Source organism: Curtobacterium sp. MWU13-2055, assembly GCF_023242305.1.
Classification (GTDB): Bacteria; Actinomycetota; Actinomycetes; order Actinomycetales; family Microbacteriaceae; genus Curtobacterium.
The window spans coordinates 97,240-122,666 of the sequence record NZ_JALLIO010000001.1 but is presented as its reverse complement, the minus strand read 5'-3'; the positions used below and the strand labels follow the sequence as shown (position 1 = coordinate 122,666).

Sequence of the window (25,427 nt, the reverse complement as noted above, 5' to 3'; positions counted from 1 at the left end):
AGTGGAACGTCAGCGCAGGAGGAACGCGAGGGCGCGCGTCAGGAACGCGCGGTGCCCCGGCGACGCGAACGACGCGGCGGAGTGGCCGAGCGCGTCGTAGACGGTGGTGCCGCCGCCGGGTCGTTCGTGCACCCAGGCGAGCGGGTGCCGCTCCCCCTCGTGCTCGTGGTCGAGCAGGACCCGCACCGAGGGCGAGACCCGGAGGTGCGAGTAGCGCTCGTCTTCCAGGGTGAAGTCCGGCAGGCCGGCGGTGATCGGGTGCGCCGCGTCGACCACCCGGACGGCCGCGGGCCCGAACGGCGGGTGCATCGTCGTGCCGCGCTCCCACACCCCGCCGAGGGCACGCTCCCAGTGCGGGTCGTCGGCGAACGACGTCGCGGCGACGTGCAGCACGAGCAGCGGCACGTCGCTTGCGAGCAGGCAGTGGAAGCCGGCCCGGGCGTCGGTGAGCGGGACGGGGCGGTCGTCCCGGGGCAGCCCGACGTCGACGACGACGAGCGACGGCAGGGGTCCGGTCGCGAGGGCGGCCAGGGCGGTGTCGACGTCCTCCGGTTGCTCGAGCTCGACGCCTGCCGACGCGGCGAGCGCCGTGACCGCGGCGTTCGTCTCGGCGAAGGGGTGCCACGGGTCGGTCCAGCGTCCGGAGCCGCCGAGCAGGACCGCGCTCACGGTGTCGCCCGGGTCACGGTGAGCGCGTGCTCGCCGTCGGTGGACGCCTGCCGGGCGACGAGCCGCACACGGTGCACCGCCGGGCCCCAGACACGCTCGAGCTTCGCGTCGTCGACGTCCCGCCGCTCGACGTGCACCGCGAACCGATCGGTGTCGACGGACAGGTGGGCGGGGCCGACGCGCAGCCCGCCCTCGACGGGCACGGGTTCGTCGCGGGTCATGAGCACCAGGGTCATCGTGCCGGGCTCCGCGAACGTCCAGGTGTCGCGGACGACCACGCGCTCGGTGGCGCGGTCACGGGGCACCGCCCGGTCGAGCGTCGCGGTGCGGTGGAGCGATCGCAGTCCGCTGGACGCCGGGTACGCGGCGGTCAGGTCGGCGGACCACGACGCGACGTCGCTGTCGTCCTCGAACACGGTGCCGGTCGCGCGGAACGCGGCACCCTCGTGCTGTTCGACGCCGTTCGGCAGCGGGACGGTGTGCCAGGCACTCCGCATCGTCCAGATGCCGTAGCGGTGCTCCGGCATGAACGTCTCGCGGCGGTACACGCCCACCCCGACGTCGATGAGCACCGGTTCGCCGTCGAGCGAGACGATCACCCCGCCGGCGTCGTTGTGGTTGTGGCTGACGTCGTTGTGCCCGCCCTTGACCGCGAGGACGAACCCGTCGGTCGCGCCGTCGTGGGCACGGGCGACGGCGACCTCGGTGCCGGGCAGCCACAGCGACGCGGGCATCCCGGGCTCGGCCGGCCCGTCGGTCCACGAGGGGTCCCGCAGTTCGGCGAGCGTCCGACGGAACAGCGCGGCGAGCTGCCCGTCGAACCGCAACGCGTGCTGCCGGCCCATCCACCGGGCGTGCCGCACGACCCGGTCGTCGTCGACGCGCTCCCCGAAACGGGCGAGCAGGTTCCAGTTCGCGTTCTCGGCCAGCGCCGGGGAGCCGTCGGAGTGGTTGACCTGCGTCGCGGCACCGATCTGCATGCCCATCGGGAACCGGGCCATGGCGGCGACCGGCTCGACCGAGAAGCCGTCGAACGCGCCGCCGGTGAGGTCTTCGACCAGGTCCAGGGCCTCGAACAGGGTCGCGCCGGCCCACCACCAGTACGTGGCACCCTCGTCGCAGCTGCCGTCGGCGTCGTAGCCGGCGCGGAACCGGTCGAGGATCACGAGCGCGCGGTCGATCGTCGCGGCGAGGCGATCGCGGTCGGGCTCGACCACGGCGGCGCACACGAGCACGTTCGACACGATCCACGGCGCCCAGTTGTTCGGCGGCCCGTCGACCCCGTGCCAGAAGTACACCTCCTGCTCCCACGGGTCGAGCACGCGGCGGCGGATCTCGTGGTGGACGTGCGCGCGGATGCCGGGGCGGTCCTGCTCGAGGCGCTCCCCCGCGATCGCGTCGATCGCCGCGAGCATGCCGCCGACGTAGGCGTCCGACAGGTCGAGCACGTCCCGACCGGGCACGGGCAGGAACGGCCGGCTGCCGTCCTCGGGCAGCGCGTAGTGCGACGGCAGGCACCAGGCGCGCAGCTCCAGGATCCGCCAGACCTGGTCGCCGAGCACGTCCGCCCACTCGGCGTCGCCGGTCACACCGAGTGCCAGGGCCGCGGTCGCGGCGGACTCGAGCAGGTTCCGCTGGGCTCGCTCGTACGGCTGGCGGTTCCCGTCGCGACTGTACGTCGCCCACAGGGCGAGGGTCGGGAAGGTGACCGCCGCGGCGGCGCGACGGTCGTGCGCGACCGCGAGCAGGGCCTCCCGGTCGGCGTCCGCGACGTGCTCCCACGCCGGGCGGTCGCTGGCGGGAGGCGCGGGTCGCCACGAGCGCGGACGGAGCGCCGCGCGCGCTGCCGGGGTGAACCGGTCGGTGAAGGACGGGGCGTCGACGGTGACGGTCATGGGGTGGGTCTCCGGGTGGTGACGGTGGTGGACGGGTGGTGGCGGCTGGTCGCGGCGGCTGGTGGCGGGCCTCAGGCCTGGACGGCGAAGCCGTCGGGGACGATGGGGTCGGTGAACGCGCCGGTGGCCGCGAACGCGATGGTCTCGCGCACCGCGTTGTCGGCGAGCCGACGCAGCTCGTTGCCCAGGGACCCGGCGATGTGCGGCGTGATGAAGGTGTTCGGCGTCGACCGCAGTCGGGCGTCCGGTGGCAGGCGTTCCGGCTCGGTGACGTCGAGGACGGCGGCCAGGTCGCCGCGGTCCAGGCGGTCGGCGAGGGCGTCCTGGTCGACGATCGCCCCGCGCGCGGTGTTCACGAGCGTGGTACCCGGCCGCATCCGACCGATCACGGCACGGTCGACGAGCCCCCGCGTCGACGGCAGCAGCGGCGCGTGCAGGGTGACGACGTCGCTCGAGGCGGCGAGGGTGCCGAGGTCGACGGCGGTGACGCCGAGCAGCGCGGCCTCGGCGTCGTCCAGGTACGGGTCGCTCACGAGCACGCGGACGTCGTAGTCGCGGAGCCGTTCGATGACGGCCCGCCCGACACGCGAGGCGCCGACGACACCGACGGTCACGCCGTGCATGCCGACGACCGGCCACGAGCCCTCGACGTCGACCGGGGTCTCGTCCGAACGCAGCGCGGCGGCGCTGGCGAAGGCCCGCTTCGCGGCGAGCACGATCACCGCGACCGTGAACTCGGCGACCGGGACGGCGTTCGCGGCGGCGCTCGACGCCACGGCGATCCGTCGCGCCCACACGTCGGTGTCGACGACGGGCTTGACCGACCCGGCGGAGTGCACGACAGCGCGGAGCCGCGGCACCCGGTCCAGACGGTCCGCGGACAGCACGGGGCTGCCCCACCCGGTGACGAGCAGCTCGGCGTCGGCGAGCAGCGGGAGGTCGCACGGGTCGTCCGGGTCGAGCGGACGGTCGGCGATCAGCCGGACGGCCTCGGAGGCGTGCAGGGCGGCGAGGTCGCCGGGGTCGAACACCCGGGTGAAGGTCGCCTCGGGCATCACGAAGGCGACGGGGACGGGCGAGCGGTGCGCGTGGCCGCGTGGGGCGGGGGGCACAGGCACCGCCGGGGGCGCGGGCTGCGCTCGGGGCGCGGGCTGCGCTCGGGGCGCGGGCTGCGCTCGGGGCGTGACGGGGCGTGACGTCATCGTCGGACGGTTCCTCTCCGGGGTACGGCGTCCCCATGCCAGCGTTCGGCGGTGTGCGGAGTCAAGCCGCGGGGCGCAAACGCTCACGAAGTGAACACGACGGGCGCGCGGATCGCGCGGATCGTGCGCCGTCCGCTCATCGACCGGGGACGACCGCCGCCGTCGACGCCCGCACGCTCAACGTGGGCGCCAGGGTCATGTGCCGACGGGCGAAGCCGACCTGCGCCGTCGCCGAGATGCGCTCGAAGCACATCGTGGCCGCGAACCGGCCGACGTCGTTCTTCGGGGGCGCGACCGCGGTGAGCGGCACCCCGGCGAGCGCCGCGACCTCGTCGTCGTAGGCGACCACGGACAGGTCGTCCGGGATCGACAGGCCCATCTCGGTGACGGTCTCGACGAACTCGACGGCGTACTGGTCGGAGTGCACGAAGACTGCGGTGGTGCCGGTGGCGAGGCAGCGCTCGATGAAGGCCCTGGTCGTGGCACCCACACCCCGGTCGTCCGGGATGACCTGGACCGGGGCGTCGGGGTCGAGGCCGAGTTGCCGGACGGCGCGGTCGTACCCGGTGCGGAGCTGCGGGGTGGTCGGGGTGTCGAACACGGCCATGCCGATGCGGCGGTGCCCGAGTTCGGCGAGGTGGCGGACCGCGATGCCGGCACCGGACTCGTGGTCGCTGCGGACGGACTCGAGCGCGGAGCCGACGGGGGCCTCGACCACGGAGCGTTCGACCACGACGACGGGCATCGGTGCGTGGTCGAGGAGCTCGAGGGTGGTGAAGGCGTCGGCGACGGTGGTGGTGACGAGCAGCCCGTCGACGCCGGCGGCGATGAGGCGTTCGACCTGCTGGCGTTCGCGGGCGGGTTCGTAGCGGGAGACGCCGAGCACGACGCGGCCGCCCAGGGCCTCGGTGCGTTCGGCGACGCCGGCGACGATCTTCGGGAAGTAGTAGCCGGGGTCGGGGACGACGAGCCCCAGGGTGAAGAGCGCGCCGCTGCCGTCGGTGGTGTCCCGGTCGGGGCGGGGTGCGGGTCGGTGCGGTGCGCCGGCGGTGGGCAGGGTCTCGACGGAGACGGCGCCGCCGTGCACGCGCCGGAGCACGCCGCGGTCGGCGAGTTCGGACAGGTCGCGGCGGACCGTCATGGCCGAGATCCCCTCGCGCTCGGCGAAGTCCGAGGCGGACAGGGTCCCGTGCACGCGGAGCTCGGCGAGGATCCGTTCGTGGCGTCTGGTCGGGTGCATCGTCGCTCCCAGTGTTCGATTCGTGTGCGGGTGAATACCGCGGCTTGACCGTCATCATACGGACGCCACAGGATGACGAAACCCCCAGCCACGTGAGCAAAGGAGCCACATGAGCGCGACGCTGGTCGATCCGACCACCGAGCCACGGACCACCCGGTCCGGTGGCGCCCCGGCCCCGCGGAAGGTCCCGTTCCTCGCTCGGCTGCGGCGCGACTACCCGCTGCTGCTCATGGTGGCGCCGGCGGTGGTCCTGCTGCTGCTGTTCGTGTACGTGCCGATGATCGGCAACGTCATCGCGTTCATGGACTACCAGCCGTACATCCCGATCGCCCAGAGCCCGTGGGTCGGGTTCACGAACTTCCAGCTGATGTTCGCCGACCCGGAGTTCTGGCGGGCGACGGTGAACACGCTGGAGATCACGTTCCTGCAGCTCATCCTGTTCTTCCCGGTGCCGATCGCGTTGGCCATCCTCATCCACTCGCTGGTGTGGCAGTGGCTCCGGGCGACCGTGCAGTCGGTGCTCTACCTGCCGCACTTCCTGTCGTGGGTGATCGTCGTGGGCTTCTTCCAGCAGTCGCTGGGGTCCGGCGGTGTGGTCAACCACACGCTGCGGCAGCTCGACATGGGGACGATCGGGATCATGAGCGACCCGGAGACGTTCAAGCTGCTGCTGACGTCACAGGTGATCTGGAAGGACGCCGGCTGGGGCACGATCATCTTCCTGGCGGCGCTCGCGGCGATCGACGACAACCTGTACGAGGCGGCGGCGATCGACGGGTCGGGAGCGTGGAGCCGGTTCTGGCACGTCACGCTGCCAGGCATCCGTCCCATCATCGTGCTCCTGCTGATCCTGCGGCTCGGCGAGGCCCTGTCCGTCGGGTTCGAGCAGATCATCCTGCAACGAAACGCCGTGGGGGCCGATGCCGCCGAGGTCCTCGACACCTACGTCTACTACCACGGCGTCGTCGACGGGAACTGGTCCACGGGCATCGCGGTCGGTCTGGTCAAGGGCCTGGTCGGGTTCGTCCTCATCATGGCGGCGAACAAGGCCGCCCACATGCTCGGTGAGCAGGGAGTGTATTCACGGTCATGAGCACCATCGCCCGTCCGGTCTGGGCCGGAAAACCCACACCCGTCGTCCTCGCACTCAAGGCCGTCGCGATCGTCCTGATCCTCGCCGTCGTGCTGTTCCCGTTCCTCATCGTCTTCTCGACGAGCGTGTCGAGCCAGGCGGACGTCACCGCTGCCGGCGGCTACGTCGTGTGGCCGCGGTCGTTCGACCTGTCCGCGTACGTGCAGATCCTGTCCGGCGGGGTCGTCACCCGCGCCGTGGTGGTCACGCTGCTCGTCACGGTCGTGGGCACCGTCATCAGCCTGGCGTCGACGGTGCTCGCCGCGTGGGCGCTCAGCCGACAGGGCTCGCTGTTCCAGCGGCCGCTGCTGACCTTCGTGCTCATCACGTTCCTGTTCGCGCCGGGGATGATCCCGCTGTACCTGATGGTGAAGCAGCTCGGACTCCTCGACAACTACTGGGCGCTGATCCTGCCGAGCGCGTTCAGCGTGTTCAACATGGTGGTCGTCCGCGGCTTCATGATGAGCATCCCGCAGGAGCTCATCGACAGCGCGAAGATCGACGGCGCCGGCGAGTTCCGCATCCTGTGGCAGCTCGTCCTGCCGCTGTCCCGCGCGGTGATCGCCGTCGTCGGCCTGTTCTACGCCGTCGGCTACTGGAACGCGTTCTTCAACGCACTGCTCTACCTGTCGGACTCGACGAAGTGGACGCTGCAGCTGGTGCTGCGCACCTACGTCCTGCAGGGCTCCAGCCTGGTGTCCGGTGCCGGGTCCGACGCCTCGATGCAGCCGCCGGCGGAGTCGATCCAGATGGCCGTCGTGATGATCGCGATCATCCCGATCCTCGCCGCCTACCCCCTGGTGCAGCGCCACCTCACCAAGGGCGTCCTGACGGGCGCCGTCAAGGGCTGACACGGCCCCACCACCTCACTGCCACCCGACGCTTCAAGGGAGAAGCCATGACCGACACCACGACCGGCGGCCTCAGCCGCCGGACCCTCATCTCCGGCGCCGCCTTCGGCCTCGTCGCCCTCGGCGCTGCCGGCAGCCTGACCGGGTGCTCCACCGGCGGCAACGCCGCGACCATCTCGGACCAGGTGGCCGCGCTGCCGACCTACGTCCCCATCACCAAGGGGCCGAAGCCCGACCTGCCCGGCAACGGCGTCGTCCAGCCCGTGTACTACTCGTACCCGCAGGACAGCGAGCTCTTCACCTCGGTCACCGGCAAGGTCGGCGACGGCGAGAAGACCACCGGGTTCGTCGTGACCTACGCGGCGCCGCCGCCGGCGCAGAACTCGTTCCTCGACTACGTCGGCGGCCTGACGGACACCGAGTACGACCTGACGTTCGTGCCCGGCGACTCGTTCGCCGCGAAGTTCGCGACGATGACCGCCGGCAACGACATCCCGGGCATCGTCGAGTTCCTGACGTTCGCGATGCCACCACGGTTCCCGCAGCTGCTCGACGCGAAGTTCGCGGACCTGTCGGAGCACCTCTCCGGCGACGCCGTCACGGACTACCCGAACCTGGCGAACATCCCCACCGCGTCGTGGCGGAGCGCCCGCATCAACGGGAAGATCTACGGCGTCCCCGAGCACCGGCCGCCGTTCGGGTCGGTGATGATCTGCCGCCCCGACCTCATCGAGCAGCTGACGGGCGCAGCACCGGCCCCGAAGGACAAGGACGAGTTCACCGAGCTGTGCACGGCCGTCACCGACGCCAAGGCCGGCCGGTACGCGATCGCCGGCCAGGGCGGGGCGAGCGGCGTCGACTGGGCGTACGACTTCATCGGTGCCACCTTCGGCGTGCCGAACCAGTGGGCGATGTCGAAGGGCGGCGAACTCACCCACAAGAACGAGACCGACGCGTGGCTCGAGACCCTCGCCTACATCAAGAAGCTCTGGAACCTCGGCGTCTTCCACCCGGACACCCCGAGCCTCGAGAGCGCGAAGGCGAAGACGTACATCAACAACGGCACCGTGCTCATGCACCTCGACGGCATCTCCGCCCTGCTCGACGTGTCCATGCCGAAGGGCATCGTCACGGGCGGCATCGTGCCCTTCGGTGCGACGGGCGGCCCCGGTGCGAACTACCAGGGCACGTCGAGCTTCTCGTTCGCCGCTCTGAAGAAGACGACGCCCGAACGCATCAAGGCCCAGCTCCGGCTCATCGACTACCTCTCCGCGCCGTTCGGGTCGAAGGAGGCGTTCACGCTGACCCACGGCGAGAAGGGCGTCCACCACACCGGCAGCGGCCCGGACGCGACGCTGACGAAGGTCGGCGAGCAGACCATCAACGCCAGCGCGCTGTACCGACTCGGCGCCGGCCCGCAGGTGCTGAACACCGCGGTCCGCATCGACGAGCAGCTGCGGCAGTCGCACCAGTACCAGACCAAGACGCAGGACATGCTCGTGAAGAACCCGGTGGACGGCTTCTACTCCCCCTCGGCCGCGGCGACGGCGTCGGCGAGCACCGCGTTCAACAGCGTGTGCAACGACTACGTGCTCGGGCGGACGAACCTGGCGAAGGTGAAGGCCGCACGGGCGACGTGGGTGTCGGCCGCCGGGGACAAGATGCGCCGCGAGTACTCCGAGGCGATCGAGAAGCAGAGCTAGCCCGGGCGGCGGCGGGTCTGGCCGACTCGGATCGACATCATCGACGTCGTACGACGACGATGATGTCGTCTCGCATCGACCCCCGGTCAGGCGGTCCAGGCAGCCGGGTGCCGCCGCTGCCAGCGCAGCCGCCGCTCGAGCTGGGCCCCGATCGCGAGCAGCACCCGCTCGCCCCCGGGACGCCCGATCAACTGGACGCCCATCGGCAGGCCGCCGCCGTCCGGGTGGTCGTCGGCGGTGACCCCGACGGGCAGGGTGATCGCGGGCAGCCCGGCCACGTTCGCCATCGAGGTCCACGGCGAGTACGCGCACTGGCGGCGGAAGTCCTCGTCCGGGTCGTCGCCGTACCAGCCGAGCGGCCGCGGGGTCAGTGCGAGGGTCGGTGACAGGACGGCGTCGAACCGGTCGAACGCACCGATCAGCGTCGCCGAGAACGTGTCCAGCACGGTCATCGCGTCGAGCACCTGCGTGCCCGTGAGCCGCTGTCCCCGCTCCACGAGCCACGCCACCAGCGGCGTGAGCGCCGTCAGGTCGATGCCGGGGACCATCGGCAGCCGCGCCGCGGAGCTCTCCCACGCCACCCGGAACGCGTCGGCGTACGGCGCCCGCGGCATCTGCACGTCCTCGACGCCGTGCCCCAGTTCGCCGAGCACCCGCACAGCGGTCTCGACGGCAGCGCGCGCCGCGGGGTCGACCACGACGTCGACGGTGTCGTCCCACGGTGAACCGTCGAGCAGCCCGACGACGAAGCGTCCCTCACCGCGGACGGCCGCCGCGGTGAACGGGCCGTCACCGCGGGACGGCGTGACCAGGGCGTACGGCGACGGTTCCGGCAGCCCGGTCGGCGCGACGAGGGCGTCGAGCAGCATCCCCGCGTCCGCGACGGACCGGGTCAGCGGCCCGGCGACGGAGAGCCCGCCGACACCGGAGCGACCGGGCATCGACGGCACCCGCCCGCGGCTCGGCTTCAGGCCGACGAGTCCGGTCGCGGCGGCCGGGATCCGGACCGATCCCCCGCCGTCGGACCCGACGGCCGCGGGCAGCAGCCCGGCCGCCACGGCGACCGCCGCCCCGCTCGACGACCCCCCGGGCGCGCGGGTCGTGTCGTAGGGGTTCCGCGTCACGCCGAACCGCGTCTCCGACGACGAGGACATCCCGAACTCCGGCGACGCCGTCTTGCCGAGGCTCACCGTGCCGGCGGCGTCGAGCGCCGCGACGAGCGGGTGGTCGGCCCCGGCAGGGCGCTCCGGCAGACTCGCGGTGCCGGAGCGCGTGGGGACCCCGGCGCGGTCGTACAGGTCCTTGTCGGCGGACGGGAGGCCCCACAACGGTCTGGACGTCGGCACCAGGTGCCCGAGACGGTCGGCTCTCGTGCGCGCGGCGTCCCCCGTGACCGTCACGAACGCACCGAGGGCCGGGTCGAGTCGCTCGATGCGGGCGAGGTAGTGCTCCGTCACCTCGAGCGCGGTCGCCTCCCCCCGGCGGATCCAGTCCCAGAGTTCCTGCGCGGCGAGGTGGTGGAGTTCGAACACGGTTCCCGAGCCTAGGCGGCGACGGTGCCGGTCGTGCGTCAGTGCTGGTCGACCGTCAGTGCTGGTCGTACGCGTAGAAGCCGCGGCCGGTCTTCACGCCCAGGTGCCCCGCGTCGACGTACTGCCGGAGCAGCTGCCGCGGACCCTCGGGCAGATGCGGGTCCTCCGCCGCGTAGTGCTCCTCGATGTCCAGGACGACGTCGAGCCCCACCTGGTCCATCATCCGGAACGGCCCCGCGGGCGAACCGGTGTTCACCGCGAACATCGCGTCGACGTCCTCCGGCGTGGAGACCCCGTCGGCGACGACGGCCAGGGACTCGCGCTTGATGGCCGCCCAGATGCGGTTGAAGATGAACCCGGTCGACTCCTTGCGGGCGACGAACGGCCGGACGCCGTAGGTCGGCAGGACCTCGAGCAGCAGGTCGATGACCGCGGGGTCGGTCTCCCCGTCACTCATCAGGTCGACGGCGTTCTGCGTAGGCGGCATGTAGAAGTGCATGTTCAGCACGCGCTCGGGGTGCTCGACCTCGTCGATCACGAGTCGGCTCGCGTACGACGACGAGTTGCTCGCCAGGATCGTGTCCGCCCCGACAGCGCGGTCGAGCTGTCCGAACACCGTCGTCTTGAGGTCGAGGCGCTCCGGGATCGCCTCGACGACGAGCCACGCACCGGCGACGGCCTCGTCCAGGTCGTCGAACGCGCGGACGGTGCCGACCGCGCCCCCGTCCCGCGCCGCGGCGAGCGCCGGGAGCTCGCGCTCGACGTACTCGACGGCGGCCCTGCGGACCGGCTCGGCGAGGTCGTACACGCGGGACTCGCCGCCGGCGCTGGCGAACACCAGGGCGATGCGACGACCGAGGGTCCCACCGCCGATCACGGTGACGGGTCGGTTGCGGATGTCGGTCGGCAGGGAGAAGCCCATGGTGTCCTTCGTTCTCGGGTGTAGGTTCGATACACAACGTACTCAGTACGGAACGTATTGCAACTCGACAAGGAGTTCCCATGCAGGCCTCGGACGTCCTCCGCCACGCCACCACACCCCTCACCGCGCCGGTCTACCCGCTGCGCCCGACGCGCTTCACCGACCGCGAGTACTTCAACGTCGTGTACCGGACCGACCCCGACGCCCTCCGCGCCGTCGTGCCGGAGCCGCTGCAGGTCGACGCGCCGCTGGTCCGGTTCGAGGTCATGAAGATGGGTGACGTCGACGGCTACGGCCCCTACGTCGAGTCCGGTCAGGCGATCCAGGTCACCCACGACGGCGAGGTCGGCGAGTACCTGCACGCCATGTACCTCGACAACTCCGCGGCGACGCTCGCCGGGCGCGAACTGAGCGCCTACCCGAAGGTGCTCGGGACCCCGGGGTTGCGCGTCGACCAGGGCGCCCTCGTCGGCACGCTCGACCGCGGTGCCGAACGCGTGGCGACGGCGACCATGGCGTACCAGTGGGAACCGATGGACCCGGTCGAGGCCGCGGCGCAGATCACGGTGCCGACCTGGATGGTGAAGCTCGTCCCCGACGTGACGACCCTGGGGCTGCGCGCCGCCGATCTCGTGCGGACCGAGATCACCGACATCGTCGTGAAGGGGGCCTGGACCGGACCTGCCCGCCTGCAGCTGTTCGAGCACGCCCTCGCGCCGATGGCCGACCTGCCGGTGCTCGAGGTCATCAGCGCCTCGCACGTCCTGACCGACCTGACGCTCGCGCCGGTGCGGTCCGTGCACGACTACCTGGCCGACCCGCGCCGGTCGGACGACGCCTCCTAGGATGAGCCGATGTCCCCACGAGTGAGCGACGACACCGCCGCACCCGCCCGCCCCACCCGGCGGCGCAGCAGCACCCGCGCGGAGCTCGTCCGCGCGGCCGAGGCGCTGTTCGACGAGACCGGCTCGGCCTCGGCCAGCGTCGAGGCGATCGTCGCACGTGCGGGGTTCACGCGCGGCGCCTTCTACTCGAACTTCGCGACGACCGACGAGCTCTTCTTCGCGGTGTACGAAGCGCAGGAGGCCGTGGTCGTCGAGCGGCTCGAAGACGGCTTCCGGGCCGCGCTCGGCACGACCGACCCGCAGTCCGTCGACGCGATCGTCTCCGCGGTCCTCGGCGGCCTGCCCCCCGAGGGCAAGTGGTACGCGATCCGCTCGGTCCTGCTGTCCCGGGCGCGACACGAACCCGAGCTCCGGGCACTGCTCCGAGCGCACACCGACGCCTTCCACGCGGCACTCGAACCGCTGCTCGTCGAGTCGGTCACGGCACAGGGCCGGCGACTGACCGTCGCCCCGGACGTCTTCACCCGGGCGGTCGTCGCCGCGCACGTCGGCGCGGTCAGCCAGACGGTGCTCTACGACGACGCCGCGACCATCCGCGTCGCCGCGGTGCGGGGCGCACTCCTCGGACTCAGCGAGCCGGCGCGCGAGCCCGACGGTGCCGACGACACCGACGACACAGGAGGTACAGCGTGATCGTCCCCGAAGCCGCGGTCCCGCTGTTCCTGCGGGCCACGCACGCGAACGCGCCGTTCGTCACCGAAGCGGGAGCGCACCGAGCCGTCCGCCGACAGGCCCTCCGCCCCGAGCCGTTCGGACCACCGAAGCGCCTCCGGCCCGACGTGCGCGTCGACGTCCACCGGCAGGGTGGCGCCCCGGTGTACACCGTGACGCCGAGCCGCCAGCCACCGCTCCGCGACGTCGTGTACGTGCACGGCGGCGGGTGGGTCCACGAGATCGCCCAGCAGCACTGGGCGCTCATCGCCCAGCTCGCCGCCGAGGCGCGCGCCACCGTGACCGTCCCGATCTACCGACTCCTGCCGGACGGCAACGCACGGCAGGCGCACGACCTGGTCCTCGACGTCGCACGCCGCGTCATCGACCGGCGCGGACGGGTGCAGCTCGCCGGCGACTCCGCCGGTGGGCAGATCGCGCTCTCCGTCGCCCAGACCTTGCGCGACCAGGGCGTCCGGACGCTCCGGACCGTCCTGGTGTCACCGGCGCTCGACCTCGGCTTCTCGAACCCGCGCATCCCCCAGGTCCAACCGAGCGACCCGTGGCTCGGTCGCGACGGGGGCCGTGTGCTCGGTCACCTGTGGGCCGACGGCCTGTCGATCGACGACCCGGTCGTCAGTCCCCTGGCCGGTTCGTTCCACGGCCTCGGCCCGATGCTCGTCCACACCGGGACCCACGACGTGCTGAACCCCGACGCGCACCTGCTCGTCGCGGCCGCCCGGTCCGCGGGCGTGGACGTCACGCTGCGCGAGCGCCCCGGCGCCCTGCACGTGTTCCCCCTGCTGCCGACGCGCAGCGGACGAGCAGCACGGCAGGAGATCGTCGCGGCCGTCCGCAGAGCCTGACGGTCAGCGCAGGACCCGGCCGCGTGCCCGAGACGGCCACGGCGGCGGACCGCCGGCCGTCCTGCGCGACGCGGGGCGGGCCTCCCGGTCGGACCGTCAGACCATCAGACGCTCAGGTGGGCGGCGAGCACGTCGCGGACGCTCGTCCAGTCGTGCGGACCGTAGCGGTCGTCGTCGACGTGGTGGAGCTCCGCCTCGCCGCTGAACATGCTCACGAAGTACTGCATGCCCTGCCAGGCCGGGAACGGTTCGGCGTCGTCCTTCGACAGCCGACGGCCGATCCGTGCCATCGCCGACAGCGTGCCGGTCGTCCCCGCCCACTGCAGCCGGAACGGGGTGCCGGTCAGCCGGGACATCGTGTCGGCGATCGACCGTGCCGTCACGCGGTCACCGGCGACCTCGACCACACGGGGTGCGTCCGCGTCGACTGCGACGAGCGCCGTCACGCGCGCGACGTCGTCCTTCGTGGTGAAGTCGAGGACCTGGTCGGCCGACGACCAGTAGAGCACCCGCTGGCGGTCGAACAGGATCAGCGGCGCCTGACCGGTGAGCATGTCCGTGAACGCCCCGTTCAGCACCGAGGTCGCACGGATCGGCGCGGCGTCGAGGGCGGCGGCGAACTCGCGGCGGAGCTCGAAGTTCCGGTTCGAGCCGGGCGTGATCGAGCGGTAGTCGGCGGCGTAGTCCGAGGGGATGAACCGCGGGACGCCGGCCTGGACCGCGGCGTCGAGCAGGGCGCGCTGGGCGTCCACGATCACCGCGCGGGTACCGCTGACCGTGGAGACGACGACGTCGACCCCGGCGAGCGCCGTGACCAGCGCCGGTGCGTCCGTGTAGTCCGCGGTGACGACGTCGACGCGGTCGTCGTCGGCGAACTGCCGCTGGGCGCCGGTGCTGGACGGGCGGGTGAGGACGCGGACGCGGGTGTCGTGCTGCAGGAGCTCGCGGACGATGCGTCCGCCGAGGTCTCCGGTGGCGCCGGCGACGAGGACGGTGGTGGTCATGGCCGCCACGCTACGGGTGCGCGGGTGCGGCGGGCACAGGTGCGCTGGCGGCGGCGCCGGTGCGCTGGCGCCGGGTTCTGTGGCCCTATCCTGCGGAGGTGGACACGACTCTCCCCTCCGGCACGACGAAGCGCCGGATCGAGCTCCGGCTCGCTCGCCCCCTGCTCACCTGGTTCGCCCGCCCGACCGTCACGATCGACGGAGTCGGGCACCCGGCGCAGTGGGGCACCGGCACGTGGGCCGTGGCCGACGACGGCCGGACCGTGATCGGGGTGTACCTGTTCAACCGGGCATGGCGCTTCGGCACGGCGACGGTGACCGTCGGCGATGCCGAGGTGCTCGAGTACCGCGCGGGTGTGCTGCCCGTCGGAGCGGGGCGGTTGGCGCCGGTGCCGGTGCCGGGCCTGCCGGGCCTGCCGGGCCGAGATTCGCGCTGAGCGACACTCCACGCGGCGCGGGACCCGAGGAGTGTCGCTGAGGCCGAGACCCGGGCTCGGCCCCAGGCCGAGCTCAGCGCCGGCGCTGGCGCCGGTGCTACTCGTGCTCGATGTCGGAGAACAGGCCGGTGAACGTGGCGCCGGTCCCGCCGAGCTGCTGGAAGAACGCGCCGGCCTCGGCGGTCGCCACCGCGTCGGAGGCGTCCCCGTACGAGGGGAAGTACAGGTCGAGCGTGCGGTGCGCCGGTGTGGGCGTGCCGTCCTCCTTCGGCCAGACCTTCGCCGCCTCGAGCCGCTGCAGGCCGGGCAGCTTCGCGGCGAGTGCCTCGAGCTCCACGTAGGACTGCTCGAACGCGGACGGGTCGGCCGGGTTGTCGATGATCAGGGTGATCTTCGTGGTCATGGTGTGCTCCTGCGGGTGTCGGTGGGACGGGTGATGGTGCAGCGCCCACTCCACTCCGTTCCGCGCACCACTGCCCGGGATCGGCTACTCGAACATCTCGGCGAGGAGTGCGTGCGGGTCACCGTCGACGACGTGTGCCGAGGGCGGCTCCGGCCAGTGCGTCGTGCCGTCGTCCGGCCAGCACGGCACGACGTGGAAGTGCAGGTGCCGCACGCTCTGCCCGGCGTCGGCGCCGGAGGCCTGCAGCACGACGGTGCCGGTGGCGCCGAGTGCGCCCCGCATCGCCCGTGCGACACGCTGCGCGAGCGCGACGGTGGCGGCCAGTGCCACCGGGGCGGCACCGAGCAGGTCGTCGGCGTGCTCGACCGGTGCGACGAGGGTGTGCCCGGGCGCGAGCGCCGACCCGGGCAGCGGCGCGAACGCGACGGCGTGGTCCTCGCGCTCGACCCACACGGCCGGTTCGTCGCCGGCGATGATCGCGCAGAAGACGCAGGATGCCATCCGTCCAGTGTGCTGCACCCGGAGCACCGGGCGCTCCGAGGGCGGTGCCGTGCGCGCGCCGCCGCGTGGGACGATTGGCGCATGACCGCCACGCTCGTCGCCAAGGGCCTGTCCGGCGGGTACGCCGCTCGCACGCTGTTCGACTCCCTCGACCTCACGGTGGCACCGGGCGACGTGATCGGCGTCGTCGGCGTGAACGGTGCCGGCAAGTCCACCCTGCTCCGACTGCTGGCGGGTGTCGACGAGCCCCTGGCGGGCACGGTGTCGCTCGCACCGACCGACGCGTTCGTCGGCTGGCTCCCCCAGGAGCACGAACGGATCGCGGGCGAGACCGTCGCCGCGTACATCGCCCGACGGACCGGCTCGGCCGAGGCGACCGAGGCCATGGACGCCGCGGCTGCCGCGCTCGGCGACCCGGACGCCGGCGACGCTGCCGCGGACCGCTACTCGACGGCGCTCGACCGCTGGCTCGCCGCGGGCGCCGCCGACCTGGAGGACAGGATCCCCGCCGTCCTGGCCGACCTCGGCCTCGAGACCGGACCCGATGACGACGGCGTCGGGCCGGACTCGCTCATGACCGCGCTGTCCGGTGGGCAGGCCGCTCGGGTCGGGCTGGCGGCGCTCCTGCTGTCGCGGTTCGACATCGTCCTGCTCGACGAGCCCACCAACGACCTCGACCTCGACGGGTTGGACCGGCTCGAGGGGTTCGTCCGGGGCCTCCGCGGCGGGGTCGTGCTCGTCAGCCACGACCGGGAGTTCCTGGCACGGTCGGTGACGAGCGTGCTCGAGCTCGACCTGGCGCAGTCGTCCAACCGGCTGTTCGGCGGCGGCTACGACTCGTTCCTCGAGGAGCGCGAGATCGCCCGGCAGCACAAGCGCGACGCGTACGAGGACTACGCCTCCACCAAGGCCGACCTGGTCTCCCGCGCCCGAACACAGCGCGAGTGGTCGAGCCAGGGCGTGCGCAACGCCATGAAGAAGGCCCCGGACAACGACAAGATCCGGCGCAAGGCCGCCTCGGAGTCGAGCGAGAAGCAGGCGCAGAAGGTCCGCCAGATGGAGTCCCGCATCGCGCGGCTCGACGAGGTCGAGGAGCCCCGCAAGGAGTGGCAGCTCGAGTTCACGATCGGCAGCGCGCCCCGGTCCTCGGCCGTCGTGGCCACCCTGTCCGACGCCACCTTCACGCAGGGCGACTTCACGCTCGGCCCGGTGTCGTTGCAGGTCGACGGCGGCGACCGCATCGGCATCACCGGACCGAACGGCGCCGGCAAGTCCACATTGCTCCGGGCACTGCTCGGCAAGCAGGCGCCGACGACCGGCACCGCCTCGCTCGGGTCGAGCGTCGCCGTCGGCGAGGTCGACCAGGCCCGTGCGGCCTTCACCGGCGACCAGTCGCTCGCCGCGGCGTTCGAGGCGATCGTGCCCGAGTACACCACCGCCGACGTCCGGACGCTGCTCGCGAAGTTCGGGTTGAAGGCCGACCACGTCGGACGGCCCGCGTCGGCGCTCTCCCCCGGCGAACGGACCCGCGCCGGACTCGCGCTGCTGCAGGCCCGCGGGGTGAACGTGCTCGTGCTCGACGAACCGACAAACCACCTCGACCTGGTGGCCATCGAGCAGCTCGAACAGGCGCTGGAGTCGTACGACGGCACCCTGCTGCTCGTCACGCACGACCGGCGCATGCTGGAGACCGTCCGCCTCGACCGGCAGTGGCACGTCGACGCCGGCCGGGTCACCGAACGCTGACGACACCAGGAGCACAGGGGGATGCCGATGCGACGCAGGGGCTGGATCGCCGTGGTCGGGGGTGCAGCGGCGCTCGCCGTCGCGGCCGCCGTCGTCGTCGGGGTGACAGCCGACCGTCCGGACACCGACCCGACCCACGTCGCACGGGCCACACCCACCGCGACGCCGACGCCGACGCCGACGCCCACCCCGACGCTCGCGGCCGTCCCCCGAGCGCTGTCGGCCGCCACCCTCGCCGCCCTGCCGTTGGCGTTCCACGACGGCGTCGTCCCCGAACTGCTCGACGGCGGGGACGTCCGCCCCGCGGACACCTGGCAGATCGCCACCCCGCGGCACGACCTCGTGGCCCTGTACGCCAGCCCGTCCAGCCGCGCCCGCCCGGTGGCCACGCTGTCGCACCTCGTGTCGACGATCGACCTGCCCGCCGCCACCGCTGTCTGGGGCCGGTCGCCCGGCGTCGACGGCGGCATGCTCCTCGTCTCGACCCCGGCCCGGAACCGCACCCCGGGCGTCGGCGGCGAGCCGGAGGCGCCGAGCGCCACGTTCGCCTGGGCACGGGCCGCCGACTTCACGGTCGCCGACACCGACCGGATGATCCGCGTCGACGTCGCCCGGAGCACGGTGTCGGTCGTCACCCGGAGCGGCCAGGTCACCGCGACCGAGGCGGCTCGGCTCGGCACCCCCGAGGACCCCACGCCGTCCGACACCGCCACCTACGTCGAAGCGGCGTACGTGGACACCCGCGTGACCTACACGCAGGGCAACCCGATCATCCTGACCGGCGCGCACTCGTCGCGGATCCCGTCGTACGGCGGCAACGCGGCACTGACGGCGCTGCACTACTACCCCGACCCGACCGGCAGTTCGCACGGCTGCGTGCGGATCTCGGCGGAGATGACCCGCACCCTCGCCGCCCTGCCCGTCGGCACCCCGATCCGGTTCAGCTAGCGGCCGCCGCCGAGCCCGAGCCGCTCGACGACCTCGGCGCTCTCCTCCTCCGGAGTGCGGTCGGCCGCGATCGTCAGGTGCGCCTCGTCGTCCTGCGGCGGCTCGAGCGTCGCGAGCTGGGACTGCAGCAGCGACGTCGGCATGAAGTGGCCCGACCGCTGCGACATGCGCTGTTCGATCAGCGCGCCGTCACCGGCCACGTGCACGAACACCACGCCGGGCGCCCGCAGCACGTCGCGGTACGACCGCTTCAGCGCCGAGCAGGTCACGACACCGTGCGTGCCGGCGTCGAGGTGCCCGCGGATCCAGCTGGCGACGACGTCGAGCCACGGCCAGCGGTCCTCGTCCGTCAGTGGCGTACCGGCGTGCATCTTGTCGACGTTGGCCTGCGGGTGCATGGCGTCGCCCTCGGCGAAGTCCCACCCGAGCTGCTCGGCGACCATCGCGGCGACGGTCGACTTGCCGGAACCGGAGACCCCCATGACGACCAGGACACGCGCATCCAGAGCGGAGCCGCCGCTCATCGGATGAACACCCCGGCCAGCAGCACCCCGAGCAGACCGAGCACCGAGATGAGGCACTCGAGCACCGTCCACGTCTTGAAGGTCTGTCCCACGGTGGTGTTGAGGTAGCCCTTGACGAGCCAGAACCCGGCGTCGTTGACGTGCGACAGGAACACCGAGCCCGCACCGATCGCCAGCACGAGCAGCGAGGTCATCGGCGTGGACAGGTCGGCGGCGATCGGGGCCATGATGCCCGCCGCGGTGACGGTGGCGACCGTGGCCGACCCGGTGGCGACACGCACCAGGGCCGACACGACCCAGGCGACGAGGAGCACCGAGACGCCGGAGTCCTTCACGGCGTCGGCGATCACCCCGCCGATGCCCGTGTCGATGAGCACCTGCTTGAACCCACCGCCGGCACCGACGATGAGCAGTACCCCGGCGACCGGGGGCACCGCGCTCTCGAGCGACTTCGCCACGGCGGACCGGTCCATGCCGCCGCCGATCGCGAAGAAGACCATCGCGTAGATCGCGGCGATGCCGATCGCGATCATCGGCGACCCGAGGAAGTCGAGCAGGCTCACCCACGAGCCAGCGGCGTCGGGCATCGTGGCCTCGCGGACGGCCTGGGCGAGCATGAGGACGACGGGCAGCAGGATGCCGATGAGCGCGACGGTGAACGACGGGCTGCGGGGCTCGCTGATGACGCGCGTGAAGTCGCTCTTGCCGTTGGGAAGGGACGCGGTGTCCTGCGTGGCGGGGCCGCGCCGGGCCTCCCGTCCGCCCGAAGCGGGGTCCTGCGGACCGGACGCCGACCCGGAGTCCGACCCACGCGACCCGAACATGTCGGGCGCGGGGATGTCGACCCAGCGGGCCGCGAACTGGGCGAACACCGGACCGGCCAGGATGATGACCGGGATCGCCAGCACGATGCCGAAGGCGAGCGTGGTGCCGAGGTTCGCGCCGACGGTCGAGATCGCGACGAGCGGGCCGGGGTGCGGCGGGACGAACGCGTGCATCGTCGACAGGCCGACCAGGGCGGGCACGGCGATCTTCATGATCGGCACGGAGCTGCGCTTCGCGACGAGCACGATGATCGGGATGAGGAGCACGAGGCCGACCTCGAAGAACATCGGCAGGCCGATCAGCGCACCGATCAGGGCCATCGTCCACGGCAGCGCGGCCTTCGACGACCTGCGCACCAGGGTGTCGACCACGCGGTCGGCGGCGCCGGAGTCGACGAGCATCTTGCCGAACATCGACCCGAGCCCGACCAGGATGCCGACGCTCGTCATCGTCGCACCGAAGCCGTTGCCGAAGCTCACGACGGCCTTGTCCGGCGCGAGCCCCGCACCGATGCCGACGCCCAGGGCTCCGATCACGAGCGCGATGAACGGGTGCACCTTGAGCCAGGTGATGAGCGCGATGATCACGACGATGCCGACGAGGGCCGCGATGATCAGCTGCGGGATCGGCCCGGACGGGTCGACCGTCTCGGTGCCGCCGCCCTCGGCCGCGAGGACCGTGCCCACGGGGTGGGCGAGCAGGTGGACTGGAGCGTGAGGCATCGGTGCCCCTTCCTGGAGCCGCTGCCGCGCGGCTCCGTCGCCTTCGTGTCGAGGGGCGGCTGGCGCTTCGCGCACCGACCCTCAATAATCTGATTAATCAGACTATACGACGATCCGCCGCGCGCCATCCGCCCTCGGACGCAGTCTGCCGTTTCGATGGGACCGACGTCACGCCGACCGCGCGACCCGTACTGCACGGAGGAACGATGCCCCCAGCCCGCGGACTCCACGCCCACGTGCTCGACACCCTCGGGCAGCGCATCGTCGACGGTGCGCTCGACCCCGGCACGGTGGTCCGCCCCGAGCTCGTGGCGGACGAGTTCGGCGTGTCCCGGTCGGTCGTGCGCGAGGCGCTCCGCGTCCTGCAGTCGCTCGGACTCGTCGAGCCCCGGCAGCGCGTCGGCACGCAGGTGCTCGGCATCGGGTCGTGGGAACTGCTCGCCCCGACGGTCATCCGGTGGCGTGGCGCCTCGCCCGCCTACTTCGTGCAGCAGCGGGAACTCCTCGAACTGCGGCTCGGCGTCGAACCCGTCGCAGCGTCGCTCACCGCCGGCGGCTCCGGGGCGTCCGCCGTCCTCGACGCCGCGCAGGACATGCTCGCCGCCTGCGCGCGCGAGGACAGCCGCGCGTACCTCGAGGCCGACGTCCGCTTCCACCGCGCCCTGCTCACCGGCTCCGGCAACGCCGTCTTCGCGCACTTCGCCGGCACCGTCGAGGCGCTGCTGCGCACCCGCACGTCGGAGTCGCGCGACACCATCACGCGCTGGACGCGCGAGGCAGCACTCCGCCACGAGGCCGTCGGGCACGCGCTCGTCGCGGGTGACGGGGCCGCCGCGGCGGCCGCGACGACGGCGCTCGTCGGCGTCACGCGCGACGAGTTCATCGCGGAGGCCCCGCGGCCCTGACGGGGTGTGCGGGGTGCGGGGGCGGGCGCGGGCCGGCACGCCGTGCGCTGACCGCCGAGGTTCCACAACGCGCCGTGCGCTGGTCGTCGAAGTTCCACAACGCGCGCAATCGCACGTCGAGATGCGCAGATCTCGGAACCTCGGCGCGGCCCACCGCGACCGAACGACGGACGGGAGGCCCGTGGCGACGCGCCCACGGGCCTCCCGTCCGACAGCCGCCCGGGTTCCACAACACGCCGTGCGCTGGTCGTCGAGGTTCCACAGCACGCGCGATCGCACGCCGAGATGCGCAGATCTCGGAACCTCGGCGCGGCCCACCGCGACCGAACGACGACGGACAACGGACGACGGCCCGACTACTTGCGCGCGAAGAGGCGGGGACCGCGCAACCGCAGGCGCATCGTCACCGTGCCGAGCCACCGGTCGTACTTGTAGCCGACCTTGCCCATCCGGCCGACCTCCTCGAAGCCGAGCCGCTCGTGCAGGCGGATCGAGGCCTCGGCCTGCCGGTCGGCGATCACGGCGACGACCTCGCGGACCCCGGCGGACCGGCACTCGTCGAGCAGAGCCTCCATGAGCGCACGGCCGAGACCCTTGCCACCCGAGGCCGCTCCGAGGTAGATCGAGTCCTCGACCACCCGGTTCGAGCGGTCGCGCGGGTTCCAGGCGTCCACGAGCGCGTAGCCGAGGATCTGCCCGGCGGGGTTCTCGGCCACCAGGAAGGGCAGCTTGCGCTTCCGGATGTCGTCGTAGCGCTGCTTCCACCGGGCGAAGGTGAACGCCGACGGGTCGAAGGTCACCGACGAGTTGCGGACGTAGTGCGTGTGGATCTCACGGACGTCGGGCAGGTCGCTCGCCTCGGCGGCACGGATCCGGTACTCGAACGCGGTCTCGCTCGCCGGCCGGGCACGCAGGTGTCGCGGCAGGACCCGCCGTCGCTGGTATTCCTCCTCGAGCACGTGCCGAGCCTACTGAGCGGGCAGCGACCAGTCGACCGGTGCCGCGCCCTGTTCCTGCAGCAGCGCGTTGACCTGCGAGAACGGCCGGCTGCCGAAGAAGCCCCGCGACGCACTCAACGGGCTCGGGTGCGCCGACGCCACCACCGGGGTGTCGGCGAGCAGCGGCCGGACGGACGCGGCCTGCGCGCCCCACAACACGGCGACGAGCGGGGTCCCCCGGGCGACGAGTGCGCGGACGGCCTGGTCGGTGACGGCTTCCCAGCCCTTGCCGCGGTGACTGCCGGCGTCGCCCGCACGGACCGTGAGCACGCGGTTGAGCAGCAGCACGCCCTGGTCCGACCACGCGCGCAGGTCACCGTGCGCCGGCGGGGCCACGCCGACGTCGGCGCTGAGCTCCTTGTAGATGTTCGCCAGGCTGCGCGGCACCGGACGAACTGCCGGGTCGACGGCGAACGACAGCCCGATCGGGTTGCCCGGCGTCGGGTAGGGGTCCTGCCCCACCACGAGCACCTTCACGGCGTCGAACGGCGTGGTGAAGGCCCGGAGCACGTCGGCGCCGGCCGGCAGGTAGGTGCGGCCGGCCGCTGTCTCGTCACGCAGCCAGGCACCCATGCGGTGCACGTCGGCCTCCACCGGAGCGAGCGCCGACGCCCAGCCCGGGTCGACCAGGTCGGCGAGCGGTCGTGGTTCCACGACTGCTACGCACCCATCGTGGCGACGGCCACCGACTCCTCGCCGGCCATGACCCGCCAGACGCTGCCGCTGCCCCGGACCTCGAGCGCGCCCTCGCCGACGACGAGGGCGGTGTCCTCGTCGATCGCCAGGCCGGCGGTGACGAACTCGGCCTCGGCGCTCGCGATCAGGCGAGCGAGGGTGCCGGCCTGCACCGCGTGGACGTCGATGGTCAGGTCGACCAGGCCGAGCCCTTCGCGGAGTTCGACCTCGTCGAGGCCTTCAGAGGCTGCCTCGGGGCAGATCTCGACGCCGCCGATGCGCCAGCCGCCCACGAGCGCGCGGTCGGCGGCGATCATCGCACCGGCCGAGTAGCCCAGGTAGGGCAGGCCGTCGGCGACGAGCAACCGGAGCTGGTCGACGAGTGGGGCGATCGCGCCCAGGTAGTCGGGGGTGACGCCGCCGCCGACGACGAGCGCGTCGACGTCGCTCAGGACGGTCGTGTCGAACACCTGGCCGGCCGCGACCTCGGTGACGACGACCTCGGCCGCGCGGGCACCACCGAGCACCTCGGCGATGTCGGCGGTCGACGACGGACTGCCGCCGTCCGGACCGGCGACGGAGAGCAGGGCGATGCGCGGGACCGTCCGGCCGACGGCGGCCGAGCGTGCGGTGGCCTCGGCGAGGAAGGGCGCTGCGGCGTCCGAGGCGGCGAAGAGTCCGCCGCCGACGAGGTGGATGCTCACGACTCGGCCGTCACCGGTGCGAGGGCGCTCCACGGGAACGTGATCCAGCCGTCGACCCGGCGCCACACGTGGTCGGGCTCGAGGACGGTGCCGGGCTTCGAGTACAGGCAGGCGCTGCGGACGTCGGCACCGGCGTTCCGGATGATGTCGACCACCAGGCGCAGGGTCCGACCGGAGTCCGACACGTCGTCGACGACGAGCACGCGCTTGCCGGCGAGGCTCGGGGCGTCGAGCGCGGGTGCGAGCACGACGGGCTCGTCCAGGCGCTGCTCGACGTCGGTGTAGAACTCGACGTTGATCGAGCCGCACTCCTTGGTGCCGAGCGCGTAGGCCACGGCACCGGCGATGATCAGCCCGCCGCGGGCGACGGCGACGACGACCTCGGGCTCGAAGCCGGAGGACAGCACGTCCTTCGCGAGCAGGCGTGCGGCGTCACCGAACTCCAGCCATCCGAGCACCTCGGGCCCGCTCGTCACGGTCACGGTCGACTGAGCCGGGGCCGTGGGCTCGGGTTCGCTGCTGATCGGCATCCGTCCACGGTACCGGCAGGGACCCCGCGCCCGCGACCCGTGGCCACCGCCCGGGCGCTGCGCAGGCGATCAGCGCGGCGAGAGCGTCCCGCGCGCGAGCTTGTGCTGCGCCGACTGCGCGACCGGTCGGATCGTGACGAGGTCGAGGTTCACGTGCGGCGGCAGTTCCACCGCGTGCACGATCGCCTCGGCGACGTCGTCGGCCACGAGCGGGTCCGGCACGTCGTCGTAGACCGCAGCGGCCTTCTGCTCGTCGCCTCGGAAGCGGGTGAGCGCGAACTCGTCGGTCTTCACCAGGCCGGGGGCGATCTCGACGACGCGGATCGGTTCGCCGTTCAGCTCGAGCCGGAGCGCGCCGACCAGGGCGTGCTCGGCGAACTTCGCGGCGTTGTAGCCGCCGCCGTTCTCGTACGCCACGAACCCGGCCGTGCTCGTCACCGTGACGATGTCCGCTCCCCCGGTGTCGCGTGCACGGTCCCGCAGGTGCGGCAGCAGCGCGGCGACGACGCGCTTCGTGCCGATCACGTTCACCTCGAACATGGCCCGCCAGTCGTCGACGTCGGACTCCTCGACGCTGGCCGAGCCGAACGCGCCACCGGCGTTGTTGACGAGGACGTCGGCGCCGCCGAGCACGGCGACGCGGGCGGCGAGCGCCTCGACGTCGGCAGCGCTCGTGATGTCCGCCACCAGGACCTCGGCCCCGGTCTCCGCGGCGAGCGCCTCGAGCTTGGACGCCCGGCGGGCGACGGCGAGCACGTCCCAGCCCCGCGAGCGGAACAGTCGGACGGTGGCCGCCCCGATGCCCGAGCTCGCTCCGGTGACGACTGCGCGCCGTGCTGCCATGTGATCTGCCTCCTCCGTCGGTGTCGGGGCAACGATCGCCCCGGTGTCGGGACGACTGCTCGCCCCGGTCCCCACCGTACCGACCCTCCCAGGT

At 72.6% G+C, this 25,427-nt stretch carries 26 protein-coding genes; 10 read left to right on the top strand and 16 right to left on the bottom strand.

Features of this window, described 5'->3' with window-relative positions:
• Positions 1-9: 9 nt before the first annotated feature.
• From M4960_RS00550 to M4960_RS00535, 4 genes are all read right to left on the bottom strand, one after another.
• On the bottom strand, positions 10-669 hold the full coding sequence (locus tag M4960_RS00550; RefSeq protein ID WP_248703225.1) for a ThuA domain-containing protein: 660 nt from the start codon (positions 667-669) through the stop codon (positions 10-12).
• Positions 666-2,564: a heparinase II/III family protein gene (locus tag M4960_RS00545; RefSeq protein WP_248703224.1), complete on the bottom strand. Its 1,899-nt coding sequence runs from the start codon at positions 2,562-2,564 to the stop codon at positions 666-668. The genes M4960_RS00550 and M4960_RS00545 overlap by 4 nt, the downstream gene beginning before the upstream one ends.
• Positions 2,565-2,635: 71 nt before the next feature.
• A complete protein-coding gene (locus M4960_RS00540) occupies positions 2,636-3,676 on the bottom strand; it encodes a hydroxyacid dehydrogenase (protein ID WP_248703223.1) in 1,041 nt (346 codons plus the stop codon).
• 226 nt (positions 3,677-3,902) lie between these two features.
• Entirely contained in the window at positions 3,903-5,006 is a 1,104-nt protein-coding gene (locus M4960_RS00535) for a substrate-binding domain-containing protein (protein WP_248703222.1), read from the bottom strand.
• Positions 5,007-5,115: 109 nt separating this feature from the next.
• On the opposite strand from M4960_RS00535, the gene M4960_RS00530 reads away from it, so the two are divergent.
• Genes M4960_RS00530 through M4960_RS00520 form a run of 3 tightly spaced genes read left to right on the top strand, consistent with a single transcriptional unit; the run spans position 5,116 to position 8,692 of the window.
• Positions 5,116-6,099 carry a sugar ABC transporter permease gene (locus tag M4960_RS00530; RefSeq protein WP_248703221.1) on the top strand — a complete coding sequence of 328 codons (984 nt, stop codon included), beginning with the start codon at positions 5,116-5,118 and terminating at the stop codon, positions 6,097-6,099.
• Positions 6,096-6,989, top strand: coding sequence for a carbohydrate ABC transporter permease (locus M4960_RS00525; RefSeq protein WP_123294247.1), 894 nt, complete (start codon positions 6,096-6,098; stop codon positions 6,987-6,989). Before M4960_RS00530 ends, M4960_RS00525 begins: the two co-directional genes overlap by 4 nt.
• Before the next feature lie 47 nt (positions 6,990-7,036).
• Entirely contained in the window at positions 7,037-8,692 is a 1,656-nt protein-coding gene (locus tag M4960_RS00520) for an extracellular solute-binding protein (RefSeq protein WP_248703220.1), read from the top strand.
• Between the two features lie 86 nt (positions 8,693-8,778).
• On the opposite strand, the gene M4960_RS00515 is transcribed toward M4960_RS00520, so the two are convergent.
• Together M4960_RS00515 and M4960_RS00510 are read right to left on the bottom strand one after the other, a co-directional pair.
• On the bottom strand, positions 8,779-10,224 hold the full coding sequence (locus tag M4960_RS00515; RefSeq protein WP_123294245.1) for an amidase: 1,446 nt from the start codon (positions 10,222-10,224) through the stop codon (positions 8,779-8,781).
• A gap of 55 nt (positions 10,225-10,279) precedes the next feature.
• Complete coding sequence (locus M4960_RS00510; protein WP_248703219.1) at positions 10,280-11,146, bottom strand: 3-hydroxyacyl-CoA dehydrogenase family protein; 867 nt, start codon at positions 11,144-11,146, stop codon at positions 10,280-10,282.
• 80 nt (positions 11,147-11,226) lie between these two features.
• Here M4960_RS00510 and M4960_RS00505 point away from each other — a divergent pair, with 80 nt between their 5' ends.
• Genes M4960_RS00505 through M4960_RS00495 form a run of 3 tightly spaced genes read left to right on the top strand, consistent with a single transcriptional unit; the run spans position 11,227 to position 13,568 of the window.
• Complete coding sequence (locus M4960_RS00505; protein ID WP_111086964.1) at positions 11,227-11,991, top strand: acetoacetate decarboxylase; 765 nt, start codon at positions 11,227-11,229, stop codon at positions 11,989-11,991.
• Positions 11,992-12,000: 9 nt separating this feature from the next.
• Positions 12,001-12,684 carry a TetR/AcrR family transcriptional regulator gene (locus M4960_RS00500; protein WP_248703218.1) on the top strand — a complete coding sequence of 228 codons (684 nt, stop codon included), beginning with the start codon at positions 12,001-12,003 and terminating at the stop codon, positions 12,682-12,684.
• A complete protein-coding gene (locus M4960_RS00495; RefSeq protein WP_248703217.1) occupies positions 12,681-13,568 on the top strand; it encodes an alpha/beta hydrolase fold domain-containing protein in 888 nt (295 codons plus the stop codon). The genes M4960_RS00500 and M4960_RS00495 overlap by 4 nt, the downstream gene beginning before the upstream one ends.
• Before the next feature lie 104 nt (positions 13,569-13,672).
• On the opposite strand, the gene M4960_RS00490 is transcribed toward M4960_RS00495, so the two are convergent.
• Positions 13,673-14,572, bottom strand: coding sequence for an NmrA family NAD(P)-binding protein (locus M4960_RS00490; RefSeq protein WP_248703216.1), 900 nt, complete (start codon positions 14,570-14,572; stop codon positions 13,673-13,675).
• Between the two features lie 98 nt (positions 14,573-14,670).
• Here M4960_RS00490 and M4960_RS00485 point away from each other — a divergent pair, with 98 nt between their 5' ends.
• Positions 14,671-15,009, top strand: coding sequence for a hypothetical protein (locus M4960_RS00485; protein WP_248703215.1), 339 nt, complete (start codon positions 14,671-14,673; stop codon positions 15,007-15,009).
• Between the two features lie 97 nt (positions 15,010-15,106).
• Here M4960_RS00485 and M4960_RS00480 read toward each other — a convergent pair whose 3' ends face one another.
• Together M4960_RS00480 and M4960_RS00475 are read right to left on the bottom strand one after the other, a co-directional pair.
• Positions 15,107-15,412, bottom strand: coding sequence for an EthD family reductase (locus M4960_RS00480; protein WP_248703214.1), 306 nt, complete (start codon positions 15,410-15,412; stop codon positions 15,107-15,109).
• A gap of 84 nt (positions 15,413-15,496) precedes the next feature.
• On the bottom strand, positions 15,497-15,913 hold the full coding sequence (locus M4960_RS00475; RefSeq protein WP_123937737.1) for an HIT family protein: 417 nt from the start codon (positions 15,911-15,913) through the stop codon (positions 15,497-15,499).
• Positions 15,914-15,994: 81 nt separating this feature from the next.
• On the opposite strand from M4960_RS00475, the gene M4960_RS00470 reads away from it, so the two are divergent.
• Both M4960_RS00470 and M4960_RS00465 read left to right on the top strand, forming a co-directional pair.
• A complete protein-coding gene (locus M4960_RS00470) occupies positions 15,995-17,659 on the top strand; it encodes an ABC-F family ATP-binding cassette domain-containing protein (protein ID WP_248703213.1) in 1,665 nt (554 codons plus the stop codon).
• Positions 17,660-17,686: 27 nt separating this feature from the next.
• Positions 17,687-18,607 (top strand): L,D-transpeptidase, encoded by a 921-nt coding sequence (locus M4960_RS00465; protein WP_248703212.1) that lies wholly within the window; start codon positions 17,687-17,689, stop codon positions 18,605-18,607.
• Here the strand turns inward: M4960_RS00465 and M4960_RS00460 are convergent.
• Together M4960_RS00460 and M4960_RS00455 are read right to left on the bottom strand one after the other, a co-directional pair.
• Complete coding sequence (locus tag M4960_RS00460; RefSeq protein WP_248703211.1) at positions 18,604-19,131, bottom strand: gluconokinase; 528 nt, start codon at positions 19,129-19,131, stop codon at positions 18,604-18,606. The genes M4960_RS00465 and M4960_RS00460 overlap by 4 nt on opposite strands.
• Entirely contained in the window at positions 19,128-20,678 is a 1,551-nt protein-coding gene (locus M4960_RS00455) for a GntP family permease (protein WP_248703210.1), read from the bottom strand. Before M4960_RS00455 ends, M4960_RS00460 begins: the two co-directional genes overlap by 4 nt.
• Before the next feature lie 206 nt (positions 20,679-20,884).
• Between M4960_RS00455 and M4960_RS00450 the strand changes: the two genes are divergently transcribed.
• Entirely contained in the window at positions 20,885-21,583 is a 699-nt protein-coding gene (locus M4960_RS00450) for a FadR/GntR family transcriptional regulator (protein ID WP_131846445.1), read from the top strand.
• A gap of 356 nt (positions 21,584-21,939) precedes the next feature.
• Here M4960_RS00450 and M4960_RS00445 read toward each other — a convergent pair whose 3' ends face one another.
• The 5 genes from M4960_RS00445 to M4960_RS00425 all read right to left on the bottom strand — a co-directional run bounded on the left by M4960_RS00445 (position 21,940) and on the right by M4960_RS00425 (position 25,333).
• Positions 21,940-22,542: a GNAT family N-acetyltransferase gene (locus tag M4960_RS00445; RefSeq protein WP_123294233.1), complete on the bottom strand. Its 603-nt coding sequence runs from the start codon at positions 22,540-22,542 to the stop codon at positions 21,940-21,942.
• A gap of 9 nt (positions 22,543-22,551) precedes the next feature.
• Positions 22,552-23,235, bottom strand: a complete 684-nt coding sequence (locus M4960_RS00440; RefSeq protein ID WP_248703209.1) for a uracil-DNA glycosylase — start codon at positions 23,233-23,235, stop codon at positions 22,552-22,554.
• A 5-nt stretch (positions 23,236-23,240) separates the two neighbouring features.
• On the bottom strand, positions 23,241-23,960 hold the full coding sequence (locus M4960_RS00435; RefSeq protein WP_248703208.1) for a Type 1 glutamine amidotransferase-like domain-containing protein: 720 nt from the start codon (positions 23,958-23,960) through the stop codon (positions 23,241-23,243).
• Positions 23,957-24,490 (bottom strand): phosphoribosyltransferase, encoded by a 534-nt coding sequence (locus tag M4960_RS00430; protein WP_173168683.1) that lies wholly within the window; start codon positions 24,488-24,490, stop codon positions 23,957-23,959. The genes M4960_RS00435 and M4960_RS00430 overlap by 4 nt, the downstream gene beginning before the upstream one ends.
• A gap of 69 nt (positions 24,491-24,559) precedes the next feature.
• The gene (locus M4960_RS00425) at positions 24,560-25,333 is read right to left on the bottom strand and encodes an SDR family oxidoreductase (protein ID WP_248703207.1); all 774 of its coding nucleotides are present in this window, start codon (positions 25,331-25,333) and stop codon (positions 24,560-24,562) included.
• Positions 25,334-25,427: the final 94 nt, after the last annotated feature.

Excerpts from the sequence above, each read along its gene's own strand:
- M4960_RS00530 (WP_248703221.1), top strand. The coding sequence starts at position 5,116 with ATGAGCGCGACGCTGGTCGATCCGACCACCGAGCCACGGACCACCCGG.
- M4960_RS00475 (WP_123937737.1), bottom strand. The coding sequence starts at position 15,913 with ATGGCATCCTGCGTCTTCTGCGCGATCATCGCCGGCGACGAACCGGCC.
- M4960_RS00510 (WP_248703219.1), bottom strand. The coding sequence starts at position 11,146 with ATGGGCTTCTCCCTGCCGACCGACATCCGCAACCGACCCGTCACCGTG.
- M4960_RS00505 (WP_111086964.1), top strand. The coding sequence starts at position 11,227 with ATGCAGGCCTCGGACGTCCTCCGCCACGCCACCACACCCCTCACCGCG.
- M4960_RS00525 (WP_123294247.1), top strand. The coding sequence starts at position 6,096 with ATGAGCACCATCGCCCGTCCGGTCTGGGCCGGAAAACCCACACCCGTC.
- M4960_RS00450 (WP_131846445.1), top strand. The coding sequence starts at position 20,885 with ATGCCCCCAGCCCGCGGACTCCACGCCCACGTGCTCGACACCCTCGGG.
- M4960_RS00430 (WP_173168683.1), bottom strand. The coding sequence starts at position 24,490 with ATGCCGATCAGCAGCGAACCCGAGCCCACGGCCCCGGCTCAGTCGACC.
- M4960_RS00500 (WP_248703218.1), top strand. The coding sequence starts at position 12,001 with ATGTCCCCACGAGTGAGCGACGACACCGCCGCACCCGCCCGCCCCACC.
- M4960_RS00480 (WP_248703214.1), bottom strand. The coding sequence starts at position 15,412 with ATGACCACGAAGATCACCCTGATCATCGACAACCCGGCCGACCCGTCC.
- M4960_RS00545 (WP_248703224.1), bottom strand. The coding sequence starts at position 2,564 with ATGACCGTCACCGTCGACGCCCCGTCCTTCACCGACCGGTTCACCCCG.
- M4960_RS00460 (WP_248703211.1), bottom strand. The coding sequence starts at position 19,131 with ATGAGCGGCGGCTCCGCTCTGGATGCGCGTGTCCTGGTCGTCATGGGG.
- M4960_RS00490 (WP_248703216.1), bottom strand. The coding sequence starts at position 14,572 with ATGACCACCACCGTCCTCGTCGCCGGCGCCACCGGAGACCTCGGCGGA.
- M4960_RS00425 (WP_248703207.1), bottom strand. The coding sequence starts at position 25,333 with ATGGCAGCACGGCGCGCAGTCGTCACCGGAGCGAGCTCGGGCATCGGG.
- M4960_RS00535 (WP_248703222.1), bottom strand. The coding sequence starts at position 5,006 with ATGCACCCGACCAGACGCCACGAACGGATCCTCGCCGAGCTCCGCGTG.
- M4960_RS00465 (WP_248703212.1), top strand. The coding sequence starts at position 17,687 with ATGCGACGCAGGGGCTGGATCGCCGTGGTCGGGGGTGCAGCGGCGCTC.
- M4960_RS00470 (WP_248703213.1), top strand. The coding sequence starts at position 15,995 with ATGACCGCCACGCTCGTCGCCAAGGGCCTGTCCGGCGGGTACGCCGCT.
- M4960_RS00455 (WP_248703210.1), bottom strand. The coding sequence starts at position 20,678 with ATGCCTCACGCTCCAGTCCACCTGCTCGCCCACCCCGTGGGCACGGTC.
- M4960_RS00520 (WP_248703220.1), top strand. The coding sequence starts at position 7,037 with ATGACCGACACCACGACCGGCGGCCTCAGCCGCCGGACCCTCATCTCC.